The 20,218-nt window shown below is 46.0% G+C and carries 16 protein-coding genes; 4 read left to right on the top strand and 12 right to left on the bottom strand.

The genetic code is table 11. The annotated features are described in order from the left end of the window. Positions 1-11: 11 nt before the first annotated feature. Both malF and malE read right to left on the bottom strand, forming a co-directional pair. Positions 12-1,586, bottom strand: coding sequence for a maltose ABC transporter permease MalF (gene malF / locus BLS03_RS10730; RefSeq protein ID WP_093273403.1), 1,575 nt, complete (start codon positions 1,584-1,586; stop codon positions 12-14). A gap of 72 nt (positions 1,587-1,658) precedes the next feature. Then, entirely contained in the window at positions 1,659-2,840 is a 1,182-nt protein-coding gene (malE, locus tag BLS03_RS10725; RefSeq protein WP_093273400.1) for a maltose/maltodextrin ABC transporter substrate-binding protein MalE, read from the bottom strand. Positions 2,841-3,496: 656 nt separating this feature from the next. Here malE and malK point away from each other — a divergent pair. Continuing rightward, entirely contained in the window at positions 3,497-4,621 is a 1,125-nt protein-coding gene (gene malK, locus BLS03_RS10720) for a maltose/maltodextrin ABC transporter ATP-binding protein MalK (protein WP_093273398.1), read from the top strand. Positions 4,622-4,815: 194 nt separating this feature from the next. Here malK and BLS03_RS10715 read toward each other — a convergent pair whose 3' ends face one another. The 3 genes from BLS03_RS10715 to hutX form a co-directional block, all read right to left on the bottom strand. Next, positions 4,816-7,113, bottom strand: coding sequence for a starch-binding protein (locus BLS03_RS10715; RefSeq protein WP_093273395.1), 2,298 nt, complete (start codon positions 7,111-7,113; stop codon positions 4,816-4,818). A 444-nt stretch (positions 7,114-7,557) separates the two neighbouring features. Then, positions 7,558-8,088, bottom strand: a complete 531-nt coding sequence (gene hutZ, locus BLS03_RS10710; protein ID WP_093273392.1) for a heme utilization protein HutZ — start codon at positions 8,086-8,088, stop codon at positions 7,558-7,560. Positions 8,089-8,099: 11 nt separating this feature from the next. Beyond that, positions 8,100-8,615 (bottom strand): heme utilization cystosolic carrier protein HutX, encoded by a 516-nt coding sequence (hutX, locus tag BLS03_RS10705; RefSeq protein WP_093273389.1) that lies wholly within the window; start codon positions 8,613-8,615, stop codon positions 8,100-8,102. A 353-nt stretch (positions 8,616-8,968) separates the two neighbouring features. Between hutX and BLS03_RS10700 the strand changes: the two genes are divergently transcribed. Then, positions 8,969-9,787 carry a phosphate/phosphite/phosphonate ABC transporter substrate-binding protein gene (locus BLS03_RS10700; protein WP_093273387.1) on the top strand — a complete coding sequence of 273 codons (819 nt, stop codon included), beginning with the start codon at positions 8,969-8,971 and terminating at the stop codon, positions 9,785-9,787. 2 nt (positions 9,788-9,789) lie between these two features. Then, positions 9,790-11,436, top strand: a complete 1,647-nt coding sequence (locus BLS03_RS10695; protein ID WP_093273384.1) for an ATP-binding protein — start codon at positions 9,790-9,792, stop codon at positions 11,434-11,436. On the opposite strand, the gene BLS03_RS10690 is transcribed toward BLS03_RS10695, so the two are convergent. Genes BLS03_RS10690 through BLS03_RS10660 form a run of 7 tightly spaced genes read right to left on the bottom strand, consistent with a single transcriptional unit; the run spans position 11,402 to position 18,218 of the window. Continuing rightward, the gene (locus BLS03_RS10690) at positions 11,402-11,785 is read right to left on the bottom strand and encodes an Hpt domain-containing protein (RefSeq protein ID WP_093273382.1); all 384 of its coding nucleotides are present in this window, start codon (positions 11,783-11,785) and stop codon (positions 11,402-11,404) included. The genes BLS03_RS10695 and BLS03_RS10690 overlap by 35 nt on opposite strands. 12 nt (positions 11,786-11,797) lie before the next feature. Beyond that, positions 11,798-13,156 carry a response regulator c-di-GMP phosphodiesterase, NosR family gene (nosR, locus tag BLS03_RS10685; RefSeq protein ID WP_093273379.1) on the bottom strand — a complete coding sequence of 453 codons (1,359 nt, stop codon included), beginning with the start codon at positions 13,154-13,156 and terminating at the stop codon, positions 11,798-11,800. Between the two features lie 10 nt (positions 13,157-13,166). Beyond that, positions 13,167-14,783 carry an EAL domain-containing protein gene (locus BLS03_RS10680; protein ID WP_093273376.1) on the bottom strand — a complete coding sequence of 539 codons (1,617 nt, stop codon included), beginning with the start codon at positions 14,781-14,783 and terminating at the stop codon, positions 13,167-13,169. 27 nt (positions 14,784-14,810) lie between these two features. Beyond that, positions 14,811-16,100: a sensor histidine kinase gene (locus BLS03_RS10675; RefSeq protein ID WP_093273373.1), complete on the bottom strand. Its 1,290-nt coding sequence runs from the start codon at positions 16,098-16,100 to the stop codon at positions 14,811-14,813. Positions 16,101-16,109: 9 nt separating this feature from the next. Next, complete coding sequence (locus BLS03_RS10670) at positions 16,110-16,700, bottom strand: chemotaxis protein CheC (RefSeq protein WP_093273372.1); 591 nt, start codon at positions 16,698-16,700, stop codon at positions 16,110-16,112. Continuing rightward, entirely contained in the window at positions 16,697-17,062 is a 366-nt protein-coding gene (locus BLS03_RS10665) for a response regulator (protein ID WP_093273369.1), read from the bottom strand. The genes BLS03_RS10670 and BLS03_RS10665 overlap by 4 nt, the downstream gene beginning before the upstream one ends. A gap of 22 nt (positions 17,063-17,084) precedes the next feature. After that, on the bottom strand, positions 17,085-18,218 hold the full coding sequence (locus tag BLS03_RS10660) for an HDOD domain-containing protein (protein WP_093273367.1): 1,134 nt from the start codon (positions 18,216-18,218) through the stop codon (positions 17,085-17,087). A gap of 301 nt (positions 18,219-18,519) precedes the next feature. Here BLS03_RS10660 and BLS03_RS10655 point away from each other — a divergent pair, with 301 nt between their 5' ends. Further along, positions 18,520-19,851, top strand: a complete 1,332-nt coding sequence (locus tag BLS03_RS10655; RefSeq protein ID WP_093273364.1) for a ferredoxin reductase family protein — start codon at positions 18,520-18,522, stop codon at positions 19,849-19,851. Positions 19,852-20,218 lie beyond the last annotated feature (367 nt).

The following is a 20,218-nucleotide window of genomic DNA, read 5'->3' as shown; positions in this document are numbered from 1 at the left end:
TGTCGGCCTCCTTAATCTTGCGAAACTTTAGTAAAGCGTAAGTTGAACAGTGCTAGCGCGCCCACCAATAGGAAGATAAGCGTTGCAATGGCACTTGCCAGACCAAAGTCTTGACCACCTGAGCCTTCAAAGGCGATACGGTAGGTGTAGCTCACCAACAAGTCGGTGTAACCGGCTGGCTCTGACGTACCAATCATGTTCGGGCCACCAGAGGTCAACAATTGAATCAAAACGAAGTTGTTAAAGTTAAACGCAAAGCTTGCAATCATCAGCGGCGTCAGCGGCTTGATCATCAGTGGCAATGTAATACGCTTAAAGTTTTGGAAGAAGTTCGCCCCATCGATGGCCGACGCTTCATATAAGTCATCCGGAATCGCTTTAAGCAGACCCATACATAGAATCATCATGTAAGGGAAACCAAGCCAAGTGTTCACCACCAGCACCATGGTTTTGGCTAACAACGGGTCAGAGAACCATGATGGACTGATGCCGAAAATCGACTCAAGCACCATGTTAATTTCACCAAAACTTTGGTTAAACAAACCTTTAAAAATCAGAATCGAGATAAAGGCTGGCACCGCATAAGGCAGAATTAACAGCACGCGATAGATAGCGCGTCCACGCAGCGCTTCCCACTGCACTACGCTTGCCAGCACCATACCGATAACGGCGGTAAAAATAACCGTGCCTGCCGAGAAAATGATCGTCCAAATAAAGATGCTGATAAACGGCTCTTTGATGCCCTCATCTTTCCAAACGCGTTCAAAGTTGTGAGTGCCAATTGTGACCACAAAACCTGGCGAAACGGTTGAACCGACGAACGCTCCATTTTCATCAACCGGTTGGTAATAACCGACATCCATATTCGGGCGCAGTGTTTCACCGCTTTCGTTATTAATCAGCGTTTCGCCATCGTCTTGTAACGCGTACAGCGGTTTCACCGCAGCGAATTTACGCAGGCCGCTCATGCGGATTTCACCGCCGCTTGGCAACTGCAGATCGAGCGTGTTGAGTTTGCTGCGATTGGAGATGATCGCTTTGATCGGTGCTTTGTCGCCCTGCGGTACGTCACCTGCGCTTAGCGCCAATTCTGTTTCGCTCAGCTTGGTTAAATCAAACGGCTTGGTCAGCAAAGTCTTGCCATCTTTAGTGATGGTGATCACCTGACCTTGCGGCGTATCGATTAAATTAAACGGGTAACTTTCCCCGCTTTGGAAAGTTCGATCGAGCAACACATTCTGAGCTCGATCAAACGAAAGTTGGTTTTTCGCGCTGTAGTTGGTAAAGGCCAGTCCAATCGTGTACGCGAGCGGAAAGAGAATGAACAAAATCATCCCGGCAATGCCAGGGTAAATATAGCGATGCGCGTAAGTTTTCTTACTACCAAAAATGTACAGGGCTAAGGCGGTTAAAATGAGGGTAAGCAATGCGAAGGCCAGTTCGCCTCTTGAATACATGAGAATGGTGGCGTAACCATTGATGATACCGACCGTGCCGAGCAGTGCCCATTTGACAAACACTTTTTGGCTGGCGGGTAAGCCTTTGTTAGAAGATGTCATAACATCGATACCTTGGACTGACTGCATATTACAACCTGCTAGCGATAAAAGAGGAAAATAAGGAGGAGTTGCCCCCTCCTTCAAAAAGGTAGAACAATATTATTTCGTGGTTTGCTTCTCAGCGTCAGCAAGTGCTGCATCGACGGTTTGACGACCATCAACGATGTTGATGATAGCGTTTTTCGCCGCGCCCCAGAATGCGTTCATCTGTGGAATGTTTGGCATGATTTCGCCATTCATCGCGTTGTCCATTGTCGCAGCGATGCGAGTGTCAGAGTCAAGCTCACGTTGGAATGAGTTTAGAGCAACCGCGCCAAGTGGTTTATCGTTGTTCACCATACGTAGACCATCGTTGGTCAATAGGTAGTTTTCGATAAATTCAACCGCAAGGTCTTTGTTTGGTGATGCGGTGCTGATACCTGCAGTCAAAACACCCACGAAAGGTTTTGAAGATTGACCGTTGAACTTAGGTAGCGTCGTCACACCGTAGTTAATGCCAGATTTTTCAACGTTACCCCAAGACCAAGGACCGTTAATGGTCATCGCTGTTTTGCCTTGGTTAAATGCAGATTCTGATACTGAGTAATCCATGTCCGCAGAGATAACGCCTTTATCAACCAAACCTTTAACAAAGTTCATCGCATCTTTTACGCCAGCTTTATCAAGACCCGCGTCTTTTACGTCATAACCATCTGCACCAAACTTGAACGCGTAACCACCATCAGCCGCCATTAGAGGCCAAGTGAAGTACGGTTCTTTTAGGTTCCACATGATGGCAGATTTGCCTTCTTTTTTAAGCTTGGCATCTAAAGCAGCCACGTCTTCCCAGTTTTTTGGTGGGTTTGGCACTAGGTCTTTGTTGTAGATAAGCGACAATGATTCAACCGCAATTGGGTAACCGATGTATTTGCCATCGTACTTCACTGCATCCCATGCAAAATCAACGATGCCGTCTTTGATGGCTTTTGAAGGTTTGATTTCAGCTAATAGACCTGACTGAGCGTAGCCACCGAAGCGGTCGTGAGCCCAAAACACAATGTCAGGACCATCACCGGTTGCGGCGGTTTGCGGGAATTTGTCTTGCAGCGCGTCTGGGTGCGCCACAGTCACTTTAATACCCGTATCTTCTTCGAACTTTTTACCCACTTCTGCAAGGCCGTTGTAGCCTTTATCACCGTTGATCCAGATAGTCAGTTGACCTTCTTCGATGGCAGCGTTTGCACCAAACGAACCAAGAGCAACCAGAGTACTGAGCGCGACTGTGCTTAGGGCGTTTTTCATGTTCATATCCTTTTTTTTATATTTGTGTTGTAGGGCTCACCAGAGGTTTCGCCGTATTTCGCCATATATAATCAGAAAAAATCCGCCTCGTCTCATCCTCCTAACCCCTACGCCCTCTGCAGTATGGCTTATTTTCGTGATCGCCATCGATACTGAATGACGACCGGAATCACAAAACTGCGGCTGTTTGTGATCATTCTCATAATTGACTAATGCAATAATTTGAACTCGATCTTACTGTGCGTTCTCCTCCCTCTGTGCCCTCATCCCCTTCTACTACCCCTACAAAAAATCTCACCAGGAGGATGTATACCCTAGGCGAAATAGGGACACTACAGCTATCCAATGTGGATGGTAAGAAACCTTTACTAGTGATTAGCCTTGTTGCGGCAAACTAGTTTGCAATATCACGCAGGTTGGCTGTGAAAATGAGTGTTCGGGGTAGTGAATTTCTGTTTCGGGGGAGACACTCTATTCTTCGCGGGGGAAGCGGACCGAGCTTTGATATTGAAGGGTGATGTGTCTTAGTAGTCGTCCATCACCCTTATTTTTTCTTACCATAGAGACATCACACCATATCCTACTGTTATCGCTCACGACATAACTCATATAATGTTGAGCGGTAAAAAATAAAAATTCGATCGAGGACAAGCTAGATGGCGAGTGTCACGTTAAAAAATGTATGTAAAGCTTATGGCGACGTATTGATCTCGAAAAACGTCGATTTAGAGATTAAAGAAGGCGAGTTTGTCGTTTTCGTTGGTCCATCAGGCTGCGGTAAATCAACGTTATTACGCTGCATCGCCGGTTTGGAAGACATCACTTCGGGTGATTTGTATATCGGCGAAGAGCGCATGAACGACATCGAACCGTCAAAACGCGGTGTCGGCATGGTATTCCAATCCTACGCACTCTACCCACACCTAAATCTGTACGACAATATGTCTTTCGGCCTTAAATTGGCAAAAGCCAGTAAGAATGAGATCGATAAGCGCGTTGAACACGCCGCTGACATTTTGCAGCTTAGCCACTTGCTGGACCGTCAACCAAAAGCCCTTTCTGGTGGTCAACGTCAGCGGGTTGCGATTGGCCGTACTTTGGTTTCTCAACCCAACGTATTTTTGCTCGATGAGCCATTATCAAACCTTGATGCAGCGCTGCGCGTGCAGATGCGTTCAGAAATCACCAAACTGCAACGCAAGCTTGGCTGTACCATGATTTACGTGACCCACGACCAAGTCGAAGCGATGACCATGGCCGATAAAATCGTGGTGCTTGATGCCGGTTTTGTATCGCAAGTGGGTAAACCCCTTGAGCTTTACCACTACCCAGAAAACCGTTTTGTCGCGGGCTTTATCGGCTCACCTAAGATGAACTTCATGAGCGTATTTATCGAAGAAGTGGAAGCAGAGCGCGTGAAAGTGCAGATTTCGAACGGCACATCTTTCTGGATTCCAGTTTCTGGCGAAACTGTTGAGCGCGGTCAACGTATGTCGCTTGGCGTACGCCCTGAGCACTTATTGCGCCCTGAAGACGCCGATGCCACCATCGAAGGCGACGTGATGATCGTAGAAAAACTGGGTAACGAGACTCAAGTTTACATGAACCTTGAAGCCGCAGATGCCGACGTTATTTACCGTCAGCCGGATACACTGGATGTCGAAGTTGGCGATAAACTCGAAATTGGTATTCCTGCCCACCGCTGTCATCTGTTCCACAGTGATGGCCGAGCTTGTCAGCGCCTGTTCCGTGAAAAAGGCGTTGAGTTTTTAGACGACTAGTCTGTTATTCCATCTCTCTATTATGTCCATTGGCCACATTATGTGGCCTTTTTTATGGCCTTTTACCCACATTTCACCCCTTAAGCACTTTGGTAGTGTCGAGACCATATCTGTTATCTACAAAAAAGCTACGAAAAAGCCATCACGTCAAACGCGATGGCTGATACTTGGTAGATTAATTTGCGGTATCGAGATTACTGAGCCGTTACCGTAATCGCTTTGGAGCTACTGTTAAACGTGATGCTGTAAGTGGCATTGTCTCCGACCTCATAATCTTCATCAGGATAAGACTCCGTCCACGAACCATCGTCGATTTTAAAGCGCGCTGGCGACTCTTCACCGGCAAAAGTTTGCACCGTGGTATAAAGCCCGCTGCTGGTATCATACTCAAGCTGAGTCAGCCCCCAAGAGTTTGATGTGCCGCGAAAATACCACACTTCATCCCCAGCTGAGGTGGTCGCTGCGCAATCGGCAATATCCACCCAACTTCCCGCTTGATAACAAAGATTCGGGCTGCTGGCGCTCAAGTTGTCGGTTTGATTGCTGCCTTGGTCACTAAAAATCACGTTCAGTGAGGTTAAATCCGTGCCAAAGTCATAGCAATAAACGCCATTGTCTTCACTCATGCTCACGCCAGGCCAAGTTGCATCCGCAACGTCACTGGCGGCTTCGACGCTCCAGTAATACAGCGTTGGTGAACTAAAACCTGCGGCGTTGTCGTAGCACACCTGTGTGTAGGTATCACTATCACCACCGCCAGTGTCACCGGAATCAATAGTAAAGCCGCAATCTTCTAAGCTTTGCCATGCACCATTTAGGTAGCAACTGCCCGATGTGGTGACCAAATCGTCGCTTTGTGAATCGCCGTTATCCGAGAAAATTACATTGACGCTGGTTAATTCAACACCGAGATCGTGACAGTAAAAATCACCATTAGCCGTCATGGCGACGCCCGGCCACGTCGCATCGGCAACACTGCCATCAGGCAGCGCACTCCAATAATACATGGTTGGTGTGCTGAAATTGGCGCTGTTGTCATAACAAATAGCGGTGCTCGCCACTGGGTTCTCTGGTTCAGGGTCGGTTGAACAGTCGCTGCATACCTCACCCACTTTGGCACCGACATGAATGGCAGCGGCATCTTGAATGGCGATGTTAAACGTCGCGTAACCACTGCTGTCGACGGTGATAGTCGCACCGTCACATTCGCCAGTTTGCTCGTCAAAATTAGCGGCGATCACATCGCAATACACGCCGGCAGACATGCCCGTTTGCAAGGTTTGCGAGAGCGTGCTGTTGTCGTCACGGTTGATGGCAACAAAGCCCAATCCACCACGCCCAAAGGCGATTTGGTTATAACCGTTATCCCACCAGTCGGTCACTTGCCACTGTGAAGCGGTGTAGTTACGAAACGCCACCATGTTGGCAACGCCACGCCACTCATGCTCACATACCCAATCGCCCCCATCAAAGCCGCAGCTGTTACCACTATGTACACCCGTTGACGGTGGACCTGCGTCGTTGTCATCAAAGTAGTAGCTCGACATGATTTTTGGATAGCCATAAGGGTATGCCAGGGTAAAAACGTTGCCTAGAAAGTATAAATTGCTGGCATCTTTGTAGGTCAAGGTAGTTCCGGCATTGGTTCGCTGCTCATCATGGTTGGTGACAAACGTGACAGCATCACTGCTGGCGAGCCAACCGTCGGAGTTTTCAATGCCATTTAAACTGTTAATACCACCGTTTTTAAATTTCGGCCCAATGGTACGTGCGTAATTAAATTCGGTTACATTACCAATATAGGTATATTCACTGGTTAAAATAGGTTCCCCAGATGCGCCAATGACCTCTTGAAATATATATGGAGATCCATCGAGTTTACTTTTTATTGCTGCAATATCTTCAGCTGGAATATGTTTCGCGGCATCGATACGAAAACCAGCCACTCCCATACTAATTGCATCATTCATATAATCTGCAATTTTTTGCCGTACATATTCAGATTCGGTTTTAAGATCGTTCAAACCCACCAGATCGCAGTTTTGTACTTGCCAGCGGTTGGTATAATCGATGTCACTGGTGCAAGTATGAAAATCATCACTATCGTAAGGGACATCAGGAAAATATCGGTCGGCAGCTGCCATATGGTTAATCACCGCATCAACATAAATATCCACCCCGACCGCATTACAACGTGAGACCATATCTTGGAATTCAGCGCGAGTACCACTACGCCCTTCAAACGCATAACTCATTGGTTGATAACGTGACCACCACGCATCGTTATCTATGCTGGTTTGCGGCGGTGAGACTTGAACTGCAGCAAACCCTTTCGGACCGAGAAAGGTTTCACATTCAGAAGCCACATCCGACCAGCTCCATTCAAACAGATGAACGAACGCGGTTCTTGGCACCTCATCGGCATAACTTGGCAACGCGCAAAACATTGAACCTAGCAGCGCACCAACGGCAGTATAATTTTTCAGTTTCATATTCATTCCTTTAACTATGAACTAGTTAAAATGTTATTTTTTATCCGGTATGACAATAAAACCAAGTTCTGAAACTTGATCAGATTAATAATTAGTCAAATATCGTCGATAAAAAAATCATGAATATACTGTGATGTGAAGGCCATCATTATCGGGGCAAAAATATTATTTCTGGCTAATATATCAGTCACATTTGGGGGGGAACTAATAGCATTTCGTATGGTTTATCAGTGTTCGATTAGTTATTTAAAAAATTTTATAGAATTAAAAATCACTTATATTATTGAGTTACTCATTTACTTTTAAAATAGCCCTACAATGCGAGATTTCTATCACAAGTGAACCTATCGACTTTTTTATTTTAGATTACAACCATTGCAGATTAAGATTGAAGGCCACAAAAAAGGGCCACATGCCCCTTTTGGTTTTTTGCTATTAGCATCATCATGTCGTTTCAATTTTCTGATGCCCCTGCTCTAGATGAACAAAATCCACCAAATCATCACCGGAAACTTGGTACGCTTGTCCAAAGCCTTTAACAAATAGGCCTTGTTCGGGTTTGAAGTTGAATAACACAAAGTCTTGTAGCTGGCTAAGCCCATCAATGATCTCACCAAAACGTTGTTTCAGCTGAGCAATTACCGCTTGCCATTGCTCACTATTGCGCTCGACCACTTCAGCCGTCGCATCAAAAGTTAAACGTTTACGTGCAAACAACTGCTTGGCGCTTTGTTCGTCCTCAATCATCATGATCGACACATTAGGATTGACTTGCAGATTGCGAGCGTGGCGCGCAATTTCTGAAATCAGTACAAAATAGCCATGCTGATTCTGTACAAACGGCGCGTAGCTGACATTTGGCTTGCCTTGCTCATCAATGGTCGCGAGCTGTAAGGTTTGACGTGATTGGCGAAACTCTTGAATCTCCGGCTCAAGTCTTCCTTGCAGGCTCTCTTGTTTAACTTGTTGATCCATCAGACTGACTCCTACTTAATCCTGGGTTGTTTCAATTTCGCTTGCATTTGCTTAAAGCGGTGCACTTGATCTGGCAACAGTTGACGCTTGTCATCACGTCCTAAATAGACCTTAAAGATGTTTTCACCCTGCTGACTAAAAAAACCAAAGTAGTGGCTCTCTTTACCCATAAACGGCTTACTGACCAAAGCGACATGAGCGATATTATCGAGCTTTAAATGCCCATGCAGTTCACCGGTTTGGCCAAACAAATTGTAATAACCGCGGGCCATACTGCCCCTTGGAAACACCGCTTTAACTTCAAAGATTGAACCACCCGCATGCATAATGGTGGTCAGTTGGCCAAACTCAGGCAAGGTTTCTAAAATCGCTTGTGCATGTTCACCAACTGCCACCGCCACCATATCGCTTGGCAGCGCAGCAACGACCTCAAACTCACTGACGGCCAAACGTTCAGCCATATCAACCGGTAAAAGCTTGGGCTCTTGCGCTATTAACTCACTCACTTTGGTCTTCAAATTCTCCATAACCTTCCTATTGAATCGCGGGGTTGATTAATTATGCGCCAGTTCCATGCCATCTTAGAATAAAAGCGGCCCTAAATTCTATACCGCAGTAACCGTGTGACAATGTTGCCTTTTGTTTCACCGGTTTTCGTTTTCGCCCAGTTGTTTAATATCTCCGTTACTAACCAAGCAATAGTAACCTCGGCTGCTACTCTTGGCTTTCCGATGAAGCTCTGTCGCTCATCAAGGAAACGAAGATCCAAATACACACGACGAATCTTGCCAAGTGAATGTAATTTAGACAATAAATGGGCGTTTCAATACGGCTAATCTACACTTAACTAAAGCATGGTAACTAGTGAGGATTTACGGTAATGAAGCGCACTCTCTCAGTGTTGGTTTTTTCGATTTCGACTGCTTTTTATGCCTCAGCACAGACGATAACCTTTGGTATCGTGCCACAACAATCGGCGGTCACGCTGGCCAAAAATTGGGGGCCAATTCTTCAATACCTTTCTCAACAAGTCGGACACGATGTAGTATTTCGCACCGCGAAAGACATTCCAGAATTTGAAAAACGTGTGCTCGCCGGTGAATATGACATTGCCTACATGAATCCCTATCACTACACCGTATTTCACCAAAAGCCCGGTTATACCGCCTTCGCCAAACAAAAAAATAAGCAAATTCGCGGCATTTTAGTCATCAATAAAAACGCCCCCATCACGGCTATCGAGCAGCTTAATGGCAAAAGCCTTGCCTTTCCTTCACCTGTGGCGTTTGCGGCAACGGTTGTGCCAATGTCGGCACTGGCGCAGAAAGGTATTCACGTTGAACCTAAATATGTCTCATCACATGAATCGGTTTATCTCAATGTCGCACAAGGCTTTTTTCCGGCAGGTGGCGGCATAGAGCGCACCTTTAACAACAGCGCACCGGAAATTCGCGATCAATTACGAATCCTGTGGCGAACACCAGGCTATACCCCGCATGCTTTTGCATTTCATCCCGGCTTCAACCCCGAATTAGCCGAGCAAATACAATCAGCACTGCTGGCCATGAACGACAGTAAAGAGGGCTTAGAACTGCTGAAAAACATCAGTTTCAATGGCATAAGTCCAGCCCAAGACTCGGATTGGGATGATGTGAGAGCACTGCACATCACCTTGCTTGAGCACATGGTTGAAGAATAATTATGTCTTTTCGGCTTAAAACCATTCTCGGTATCGCCAGTATTGAAGCCATCTTACTGGCAATATTGCTGTCGCTAACTCTTAATTATTTGGAGACCACCAACTACAAAGGGCTTGAGCAACGCGCCAGTTCAACAGCTGCGCTGTTTGCAACATCGGTTAAAAATGCCGTTCTTTCGTATGATTTAGCCACCATTCATGCGTTTACCAGCGAACTAAAGTCCAACCCAGACATCGTTTATGTCGCGGTAGTTGGCGAAAACAACCAGCCGTTATCCATTCAAGGTCAGGCTCCAGCACAATTAAACGCCGCACTATTTCAGCTAGATAATCATCAAACAAATGAGAAAATCTATCATATTAAACAGGATATTAAGGCATCCGATATTGTGTTTGGCTCGGTTTGGATTGGCTTTGATTTAAGCCAGCTGCATCAACAAATCGCCGATGCGCAGCACTGGAGTACTTTAATCGTGATTGGTGAAATGTCTCTGGTTGCCCTGTTCTCTTACGTGCTTGGCGCGTATCTGACCAGACGTTTATCTGAGCTAAAAAACGCCGCCGATCAAATTGCATCCGGTCACCGGGATATTGACTTATCAACTAAAGGTGAAGATGAACTTGCCAGTGTCTCCAAAGCGTTTCAAAACATGGTTGAAAACCTTAAGCTGTCTGAAAGCCAGATGCATATTTACCAGCAACAATTACTTTCAGCGAATGAGTCACTCGAGTACAAAGTGTCTGCACGTACCGAAGATCTGCTGCGTTCAAACAGAGAACTAAGAGACACCAATGCCACGCTTAAATCGACTCAAGCAAAACTGATAGAAACGGAAAAGATGGCGTCAATCGGCACCATGGCAGCAGGTGTCGCCCATGAAATCAATAACCCGATCGCGGCAGTAAAAAGCAATCTACAAAGCTGTTTTGAATACTTAGAAACCTACCATAAATGGATTGAACAAGCCGAACAGATCATAGAACAAAAAGGCGCTGCCCCTGCTGAATTGCAACAGTGGAAACAAGCTCAGTTCGTCGATTACCTGCATGATGATTTCAACGACAGCCTCAAAGACGCCGAAACCTGCGTCAATCGGGTAGCAAAAATCGTCAGCGCGCTGCAACACTACTCCCAACATAACGAAGACAGTCCGCAACATTTTACAGCGGTCGACCTCTTTATCGCTTTGGATAAAGCGCTCAATCAAATCTCATTGCCTATTAATGTTCAAGTCACTATCAACCCTAGTATCGCCAAGCAGCCTGCGATTTGGGGCTTAGCCGATGAACTCAAAACCCTGTTTGAACAGGTGATCAAAAATGCCGTGCAAGCCTGCTCGCGAGTTCAATCCTCAACGCAAAACCACAGCAACGTTACTATTTATGCGCAAACCGATGACAATCGAGTTCACGTAATGATTCAAGATACCGGTCCGGGGATTCCAGAAAATGAAAGTAATCGTGTGTACGACCCTTTCTATACTACGTTACCGGTTGGTGAAGGTATGGGGCTTGGACTGACTTATGCTTACGATATTGTGCGCCTACACCAAGGCGATATCGATATTCAATCGACCGCTCAAGGCACTTGTGTCACCGTCAGTTTACCGATCGCTAAGGCGCATCTTGATGTAGCAAATATTGATTGATCTTCTCAACATTGCTGGCCAGATAGGCTTTGAAGTTATCTAAATCTTGCTCCCATTCTGCGCGCTCAACAGAGCCAACCTGCGAATCTTGCAAACAATATGCGTTTTTTTCTAAACTCGCCGCCCATTTTCCAGCTTTGCTCGCTCCCACCATCAAACTGGCGGACTTGATGGTATGCAGACAAAGAATCAGCTCAGATTCATGCTCTTGTGGTGTAGGCTGAGGAAAATTCAATAACACATTCACTGTGTTCAAGTATTCACGCATGATCTCAACCACATAGTCCTCTCCCACTGTGCTTGCAAGCACATTGGGAGAAAAGCCGTAAATCGCCTCGTTGGTTGGCAAGATGCCCCCTAATTAAATAAATATCGCTATGGGAAGTTTAGTCTCTTTCTCAATTTCTTTAAGTTTCGAGATAGTTTGATAGGTGAGCGTTTGCCCCGCCGTCAACATAAGTTTGCCATTAGGCAAGTAGAGGTCTTGCTTTAACACCATGCCCGATTTGACATCATCAAGGCTGACACACGCATCAATGTCGAGATTATCCAACCCGGATTCAACGACTTTGGTAAACACCTTTACAATATCTGGGTCGTATAAAGTCCCGCTTTGCTGTTTGATATACAAAAGCGCACTTGCAGGTTTCATTCGAGTGGGATTATTGGTGCAGGTAACAAAGAAGTCGTAATTTTTCACAATGCGCAAAATGCGTGCGCCGATTGGGATGTCCTGCTGCTGAAGATGGTTAGGACTTCCAGTGCCATCAAAGTTTTCATCTTGATGAAGAATGATCTCAACAAGCGGTTCAAAGCGCTTAATCCCCGCAATAATTTCGGCGCCGAGTTGCGGATTGGCGGATGGCGCAACGGGAATCGCGGCTTCATCTTGGTCAACGACCGGCGCTTCCACAGCAGGCGCAGAACCAATTAAGCCAATTTCATGCATTAAGCCCGCTAGGTAAATCTGCTTGATGTCACTGTCTCCGAGCTTCATCTTACGCGCCACTTCACGTGATATTTCAGCGATACGCTCTGCATGATCGGCTTTAAGCCCGGTTCGATGCTCAATGATCGCCATTAATGTGTGCAGAATGTCATTAAAAATTGCGCTGCGATTTTTGAGCAGTATCTGTAAATGGCGGTTGGCTTTTACCAGTTCGGCGGTGCGCTCCTCCACCTGAACTTCCAGCTCTTCGTTCATGGTTTCAAGCAGCTGGTTTTTTGAGGCCAATTCACCCAATAACCGCCGCTTTTCTCTTTTGAGTTCAAACACTTCAGAAGCTTGCTTGAGAGTTTCTTTAATCGCATCGTTATCCCAAGGTTTGGCCAAATAGGTATGAATCCCGCCTTCATTGACGGCTTTCACCGTCGACGCCATATCGCTATACCCTGTCAGCAAAAAACGCAGCGAATCCGGGCGCATTTCACGGGCTTTTGCCAAAAACTCAGCGCCATCCATCGTTGGCATACGCATGTCGGAAATAATTATCGATGCATCGTGCTCCTGCAGGTGTGCTAAGGCATCTTGGCCATTATCAAAACTGACCACATCGTAGTCATAACGTAGTACTCGAGTAAGGGACTTGAGAATATCTTGCTCATCATCGAGTAGCAGTAACGAAAGCTTTTCTTTTTCGGGCTTAGTGGCCTGGGTTTCATTCGTATGCTGAGCGTCTTCTGGTTGTTGGCTATCTTGGTGTATTTCAGGGCTATTCATCGGTGTCCCCTTAAGCTTGGTAGTCGTGTAAATAATTGAGGAAATCGAGCCGACATAGCGGTGGGCTAATCAGATAACCTTGTGCATGTGTGCAGCCTTGGTTTTTGAGGTACTCGATTTGATTTGGCTCTTCGACCCATTCGGCAACAATATCGATATTGAAAGTTTTAGCGCTTTGAGTGATGGAGTGCAGAATCACACGGCTATTATCGTTTGTCCCTATCGAGCGAACATAGCGACCGTCAATTTTGACCGCATCAAACGGTAAGTCGCACAGCGAATCAAAACCCGAAAAACCGGTGCCAAAGTCATCGAGCGCTGCGGTAACGCCTAGGCTTTTCAGGCGTTCCAACTCATAGCGAACCGCGTCGAAATCTTCAATCTTATCCGTTTCAACCATCTCGATGCCCACTTGAGCGATGCAGGCTTTATAGTCGTCTAAATACCCCAGCAGTAAGTTATAAATAAAGCCTTTCTCCAACTGTTTCGGGGTAACGTTAAAACTGACTTTCAGCTTAATATTTTGCTCACGTAAGCTTTTTACTAACGATAATACTTGCTCAAACACAGTGACAGTCACGACATCGACCAGATGGTGCTGAGTCAGCAGCGGCATAAATAGATTCGGACTTTGAAAACCGCCATCAGATAACCGGCGGCGAACCAAAGCTTCACAACCATCGATCTGCTGGGTAACCAAATTCATCTGCGGCTGGAAAAACGCTTCGAAACGAGCGGTTTCAATATCAGAAATGACATCTTTCAGTTCGATGACATCACGCTGCTCCTGACTATCCTCCAACCAATACATTCTATCGGTAATTTCACGCCTCTTTTGTTTACGCGCGGCGATGTTATATTGATTGATGGACTTATTTCTCCAAGAACTGACCTCGCTCAGTAGTAATTTAACTTTAAAGTTTAATTCGGTTTCGCGAGCCAGATTATCAACCCAAACTTGAATATTTTTTAGCAAGTAGTGACCATCTGAGGAGTACTCAAGCAAAGAGATAAATTTATCGGCGGCTCGATACCATTTAATCGATTGAAAGGCGTTCAGCTGCGCGGCGCAATCACTGAGAATTTGGTTACCAACCACAACAGAAAGCTGGTCGTTGATTTTCGACATATCTTCGATGTCGAGCATCACCAGCAACCAAGGCCTTTGGGGGTGCTCATCCAGTTGTTCAAAACGCCGAGTTAACTCACTCGCCGACCAACAACCGGTGAGCTTATCACGTTGAGAGCGCGCTTTATGTTGTTCTAAAGTGCTGCATATGGTCGAGAATAAGGCATCTTTATCCCAAGGCTTATTGACGTATTTATTCAGCGCCCCAGCATTGAGCGCCGCTGACACTCCGACAATATCGGCTTGCCCGGAAAGCATAATGGTCGGTATTTCAGGATAACTAGCATTCACTGCCAACAAAAAATCTGCGCCATTCATTACCGGCATACGATAATCGGTGATCACTAAATCAATATGGGTTCTGTCCAATAAATCCAACCCTGCTTTGGCAGAAGTTGCGGTATGAATTCGCGCAACCTTGGTGCGTAGCTCGCGCTCTATTGCTCGTAAAATATGCGGTTCATCATCTACCACCAGAATTTCTGCGTACGCCACCATGTATTCACCTATCTTTTTTAATGCGAGCTACTCAGTCTCTTTGGTGTGTTCGGCTTGACTTGCACCAGCAACCGGTAGAGTTATGGTAAAAGTCGTTCCTACATTGAGTTCACTTTCCACTTCAATGCTGCCGTTATGGGCATGGACAATGCCATAAGATACCGATAACCCAAGCCCCGTCCCCGACCCCACTGGTTTGGTTGTGAAAAACGGTTCAAATATCGATGCCAAGTGTTTTTTATCGATGCCAGAGCCCGTATCCGAGATTTTGATTTCAACTTTGTCGTCATTCAGTGGCGCCACATCGACGCGAATGACGCCTTGCTCTTTAATTGCCTGACTGGCATTGACCAAAATGTTCAAAAATACCTGGTTAAGCTGCATTGGCTGACAATAAATATTCGGTGTGTTGGCGGCGTAATGGCGCTCGACCTCTATGTGATACTTGATTTCGTTGTTAATGATGCGAAGCGTTGAGTCAATGCCTTCGGTAATATCGACACAGGCCCAATCGGCGCTGTCGACATGGGAAAATTCTTTGAGGTTTTTTACAATTGCCATCACACGAGAAGATCCTTCGAGCGATTCACTGATAAGATCGGCGATATCCTCAATGATGAAATCCAGTTGCGCGTTGGCGTAAAGTTCGGCGATGTTACTTCGCACCGCGGATGCCTCCTCCTCTGCCATCAGAGCATTCACGCTCTCGATAAAACCGGTCATTTTTTTGAAATAGTCATCAAGGGTTTGCATATTTGACGTAATAAAACCAATCGGGTTATTGATTTCATGGGCGATCCCTGCTGAAAGTTGGCCAATCGAGGCCATCTTCTCTGATTGTAAAAGCTGCGTTTGCGCTTGCTTTAATGCTTGATGCTCTTGGCGCAGCCGATTGGTCACATCAGTCAATTCCTTTTGCTGACTGGCGGTGATTGTTGAGTCGTACACGCACAAACACAAATGTTCTAAAACCCCGTTTTCACTGTGAATAGGAATCAACTCTAAATCTTGGTACATGCGCTCTTCTCGACCCGATACTGGCCTTGAAGTTTTAAACGGCAGCACATGGGGCGATTGTTCCCAAGAAGAGAAACTCGGCGACTCAATCATGAAAGCGGTATCCACTTTTCGCTTTAAAAACTTGGCGGAATCGGGGAATAACTTGAGTAAATTTTCACCGACAATATTGTTACTTATGCCTTTTACTCGCGACAAAAAATATTGGTTGGCCATCACAATGCTGTAGTCGCGCTTAACAATACATAACGCAAAAGACATTTGATTGAGCAAATCAGACAGCAGCAACTTGGATTTCATTGTCGCTCCCTATTCTTGTAGATAATCGTCTAAACGACTCAGCAACTGAACCAAGCCGTTATCGGCGAAGCAGATGATGGTCTCCGATTCAAATTTGACCGCTTCGATTAAAAACGAAACTTGCAGCATCAGTGATTGATCCCATTTATCCATCGGTAACGGCGTTCGCGACGGAATCAAAATCACCGGAGGTTGAATCCTGGTATTCATTTCCACTTGCTGACATAGACCTCGCAAGCTTGCCCCAGAGAGAATATTGGAAACATCCAACATGCAATCAATCAAATCACTGTCTTGGAGTTGCGTCTCATCTTCAAGGGAGCACATTTCGCGCGCCAGCAAGGTTCCACCTTCTTTTCCCAGCAAGGTGATCACTTCACCGCTGAGCTCACCAAAAAACGACTGCTGGGTGTAATGGAATGTCTCTTCATAGCTCAGTTGACGATTAAGGTGCTCTGGCGACGCCAACATGATTTGCGGTACCGACAAAGTCACATGCAAACCAATCAATTCCGCCAACTTATTTGCCGCTTTACCCATCGAAATATTGAGTGACTCTTTAAGAAAGTCTTCATGATCTTCGGTTAGTTGAATGCTCATAGTAGCCCTACCTCTTTCAGCACAACTTTCAATTGCTCTGGCTCAAGAGGCTTGTGCAAAAAACGTACAGCGCCGAGTTCCATGACTTTTTGTTGCGATTGAGGTTGAATATCAGCACTGATGACAAATACAAAGTTTCGCGCTTGACTCTCTTTGAGTTTTGCGAGTACTTCAAAGCCGTCCATTTCGGGCATGGTTAAATCTAAAAACATCACATCGGCTTTGCCATCCTCAAACAGTGCGATCGCCTCCATACCATTTTGAGCCTCATGCAAATCGAGCTTAAACTCGTCCGGTAAAGCCCGAATAACAGCGCGGCGCGACATTTTTGAATCATCAACAACGGTGACAGACATTCCCATACGTGACTCCTCATTGATTTTATTATTCTGGCCAATCTTGAAAAAAGTGGCCGATTTGGGGTGCCAATTGCTGGCAAAATTGATTTCGACTTGTTTGACTATCTTGTTTCATCCACTGACGGCACAGCCATATCATTTGTCCCTCGCTTTGCGGCAATGTTGTGAGTTCAATTTCCTCCTCACTTTCGAGTACAATCTGAGCAATCTCTAGGCTGTAGCCCCATAAAATTAAGATGTAACTGGTAATCACTAACGCATCACTGCGGCCGGGTTCTATAGTCGAGAGACTTTCGATATCCTGCTGATGAGTGCCCATTTCACGGATCACCAGCTCGCCCAATGCGCTCATTAACGCGGCCAAATAAATACTTTCTTGATGCGCTTTGGCAACGCCAAGCTGTTCACTTAAATTGCGGCTTAGCCCAGCCAATTTAAGATGTTGGTCAACAATACTTTGATGCTCCTGCGCCGACACTTGGCTAAACACTTTTTGCGCCAGCATGCAGGTTGCAAGTGCACTGGTCACTGTGGTACCTAAACGATTTAACGCAACTTCCACCGACATCGTCTGCTTACCAAAGCCCAAATACGCCGAATTTGCTAGCTGCAGTAAGCGCGCAACCAACGCTGGCTCTTCACTCACCATCAGTGCTATGTGTCCCACATCAGCATCCGGGTCGCGCAACGCTTGGTTAATTTTGCGAATTCGCGATGGCAGTACCGGCAAGGCTTCAAGCCCAGCTAGCTGATTTCGCGCTTTATCACTGAGCGGCAAATCGTACAGGCGCTCAACACTGTCTAACACGTAAGAAAAATCACTCTCGGTAAACGGTTTAGGCAAAATAAAGTGCACATTGGCGCCGGCAAGTTCGGGAATATCTCGCGATGAATCGCCGGTTATCAACGCACGCACTGTGCTTGGATAGCGCGTTGCCACTTGCTTGAGTAACTCGTCGCCTTGTAACTTGGGCATCAACAAATCGCTGAGTATCAGTTCGGGAGGAGCGCTTGGGTCAACACTCTGCTGCCAGCAGGTTGGGTCTGAAATGAAGTCCATTTTCCACTCGGGCTTTAACCGTCTCAACAAGCGATGAGTCGCTTTAAGCATAAACTCATCGTCATCAATACAAAGTATGTGAAAATGTGACTGTTTCATTGGGCTTCTTCGCTCGCCTCACTGCTGTTGGTTGGCATCCAAATCGCCTCGCCCCTTTAGTTCTTCTAATTAATATAGACGAAAATTGTGACATTCATTTACCCATATAGTATTAGATTCTATATCGCTAACACTTCTGTGCTTTGAGCAAAATTTGTTGTTTTTTCCACCAAGTACGCACGGACCTACCTCATCAACCTAAGTCCAATTTACCTGGCTTTACGAATCCTTTGCGTCGCTTTACCAAGCGCGGGATAGCCTTATATCAGGAACTCAAAGGTGGAATACCAAGGAGGAAAAGATGCGTAAACAATGGTTCGCCATCGGGGTATTTTTGGCTGCTATCTCCCTGATATGGTGGCAAGCAGCAGGTGATTTTGTTGTCAGTAATAGCGAGGACTTTTTCCGCGTTCGCGCTTCACTGATTCAACTGACGGGTCTATTGGCCCTCTCTATGATGAGCATTGCAATGCTGTTGGTGATGCGCTTTGCTTGGGTGGAACGAATGACCAATGGCCTGGATAAATCGTATCATTTACACAAATGGCTTGGGATAAGCGCCGTGGTGACAGCAACACTTCATTGGTTGCTGGTAAAAAGCCCGCGTTATTTGATTGATTGGGGCGTTATTGCCGCGCCTAATCATGGTCATAGTGGCTGGAATGTGCCTGGTGAACCACTGCAAGCTTGGGTCGCCGCGCTGCGCCCTGAAGCATTGTTAGCCGGAGAATGGAGTTTCTATGCCCTGATAGTGCTGAGTGTCATCGCACTGGTTTCCGCTATTGGCTACAAACCGTTCAAGATTACCCACAAATTAATGGCGCTGTGCTTTATCGCCGTTGCCTTTCATTCAATATTGCTGATTAAACGCACTTATTGGTCACAACCGATTACCTATGTCGTGATTGCGCTGGCAATAATAGGCACACTCGCCGCGCTGTATAGCCTATTTGGACGCATCGGCCAACGCCATACCTATTTGGCCAACGTGGTCGATGTTGATTATCACAGCATCAATAAAACCACCCGCTTAACCGTCAAAGTAACTGACTGGCCAGGGCATCGAAGCGGTCAATACGCTTACCTTAAATGTGCCCATGAGCAACCACACCCGTTCACCATCACCAGTTATGATGAACACAATCAGCAACTCGAGTTTCTGATCAAAGAACTTGGCGACTTTACTTGCGAGCTGAAAACTCGCGTTCAGTGTGGCGACACACTGCAAGTAGAAGGCCCTTATGGCCGCTTTGAGTTTGACGATGAAAAACCAAGTGTTTGGATCGCGGGTGGCGTGGGGATTGCCGCATTTAAGGCGATACTAGCCGAACGTGCAAAAAAACCATGCGAGCAAAATGTTCGCCTTTATTACTGCACGCTGAGCCCAGATCCTGAGCTTATTGACGAGCTAAATACACTAGCAAATCGAGCCAATATTATCCTGCATGTGATTGATAATCGAAGCGAACCAAAACTCAATATCGAACGATTAACTCAAGAAGTACCGGATTTGCTCCAGCGCTCGATTTGGTTTTGTGGCCCAAGTGGGTTTGCTAACGCATTAAAAACTTGGCTGACAAAACGCGGCTTTCCAAGCCAACGTTTTCACTGTGAATACTTTGAAATGCGTTAAGCCTGATACCACCAGTCAAGCGCCCGATTTAATTACGTCATAAAGTGATTATTCAAAACCGCCTCGCAATTCTTATCCACTGGCGGTTTTGTTATCAGTACGCGCTCATATACAGATGGCAACATCAATGCACCAAAATGCGTATCTCGAGCACTTTTGGACGCGACATTCTCGCTAACGAACAATGGCATCGGTCAATTTTTCTTTGTAATTCATAGTGCTACATCGGTCTGACCAAAGTGATCTCCTCCCCATTTTGAAACCCCAAAACTAAGCATTTTGCTTCTTCTTGGTTCAAAACACCAAATGACATAAGTCATTGATGTTAAATAAATTTTTACATTTATAAATTTATTTAATCAGGATA

Source organism: Vibrio xiamenensis, from assembly GCF_900100015.1.
GTDB classification, from domain to species: Bacteria; Pseudomonadota; Gammaproteobacteria; order Enterobacterales; family Vibrionaceae; genus Vibrio; species Vibrio xiamenensis.
This window is presented reverse-complemented; position numbering and strand designations above follow the sequence as displayed.

Excerpts from the sequence above, each read along its gene's own strand:
- BLS03_RS10700 (WP_093273387.1), top strand. The coding sequence starts at position 8,969 with ATGAAGCGCACTCTCTCAGTGTTGGTTTTTTCGATTTCGACTGCTTTT.
- malF (WP_093273403.1), bottom strand. The coding sequence starts at position 1,586 with ATGCAGTCAGTCCAAGGTATCGATGTTATGACATCTTCTAACAAAGGC.
- BLS03_RS10660 (WP_093273367.1), bottom strand. The coding sequence starts at position 18,218 with ATGAAACAGTCACATTTTCACATACTTTGTATTGATGACGATGAGTTT.
- nosR (WP_093273379.1), bottom strand. The coding sequence starts at position 13,156 with ATGAATAGCCCTGAAATACACCAAGATAGCCAACAACCAGAAGACGCT.
- BLS03_RS10675 (WP_093273373.1), bottom strand. The coding sequence starts at position 16,100 with ATGAAATCCAAGTTGCTGCTGTCTGATTTGCTCAATCAAATGTCTTTT.
- BLS03_RS10665 (WP_093273369.1), bottom strand. The coding sequence starts at position 17,062 with ATGGGAATGTCTGTCACCGTTGTTGATGATTCAAAAATGTCGCGCCGC.
- BLS03_RS10670 (WP_093273372.1), bottom strand. The coding sequence starts at position 16,700 with ATGAGCATTCAACTAACCGAAGATCATGAAGACTTTCTTAAAGAGTCA.
- hutZ (WP_093273392.1), bottom strand. The coding sequence starts at position 8,088 with ATGGATCAACAAGTTAAACAAGAGAGCCTGCAAGGAAGACTTGAGCCG.
- malE (WP_093273400.1), bottom strand. The coding sequence starts at position 2,840 with ATGAAAAACGCCCTAAGCACAGTCGCGCTCAGTACTCTGGTTGCTCTT.
- BLS03_RS10715 (WP_093273395.1), bottom strand. The coding sequence starts at position 7,113 with ATGAAACTGAAAAATTATACTGCCGTTGGTGCGCTGCTAGGTTCAATG.
- BLS03_RS10655 (WP_093273364.1), top strand. The coding sequence starts at position 18,520 with ATGCGTAAACAATGGTTCGCCATCGGGGTATTTTTGGCTGCTATCTCC.
- hutX (WP_093273389.1), bottom strand. The coding sequence starts at position 8,615 with ATGGAGAATTTGAAGACCAAAGTGAGTGAGTTAATAGCGCAAGAGCCC.
- BLS03_RS10680 (WP_093273376.1), bottom strand. The coding sequence starts at position 14,783 with ATGGTGGCGTACGCAGAAATTCTGGTGGTAGATGATGAACCGCATATT.
- malK (WP_093273398.1), top strand. The coding sequence starts at position 3,497 with ATGGCGAGTGTCACGTTAAAAAATGTATGTAAAGCTTATGGCGACGTA.
- BLS03_RS10695 (WP_093273384.1), top strand. The coding sequence starts at position 9,790 with ATGTCTTTTCGGCTTAAAACCATTCTCGGTATCGCCAGTATTGAAGCC.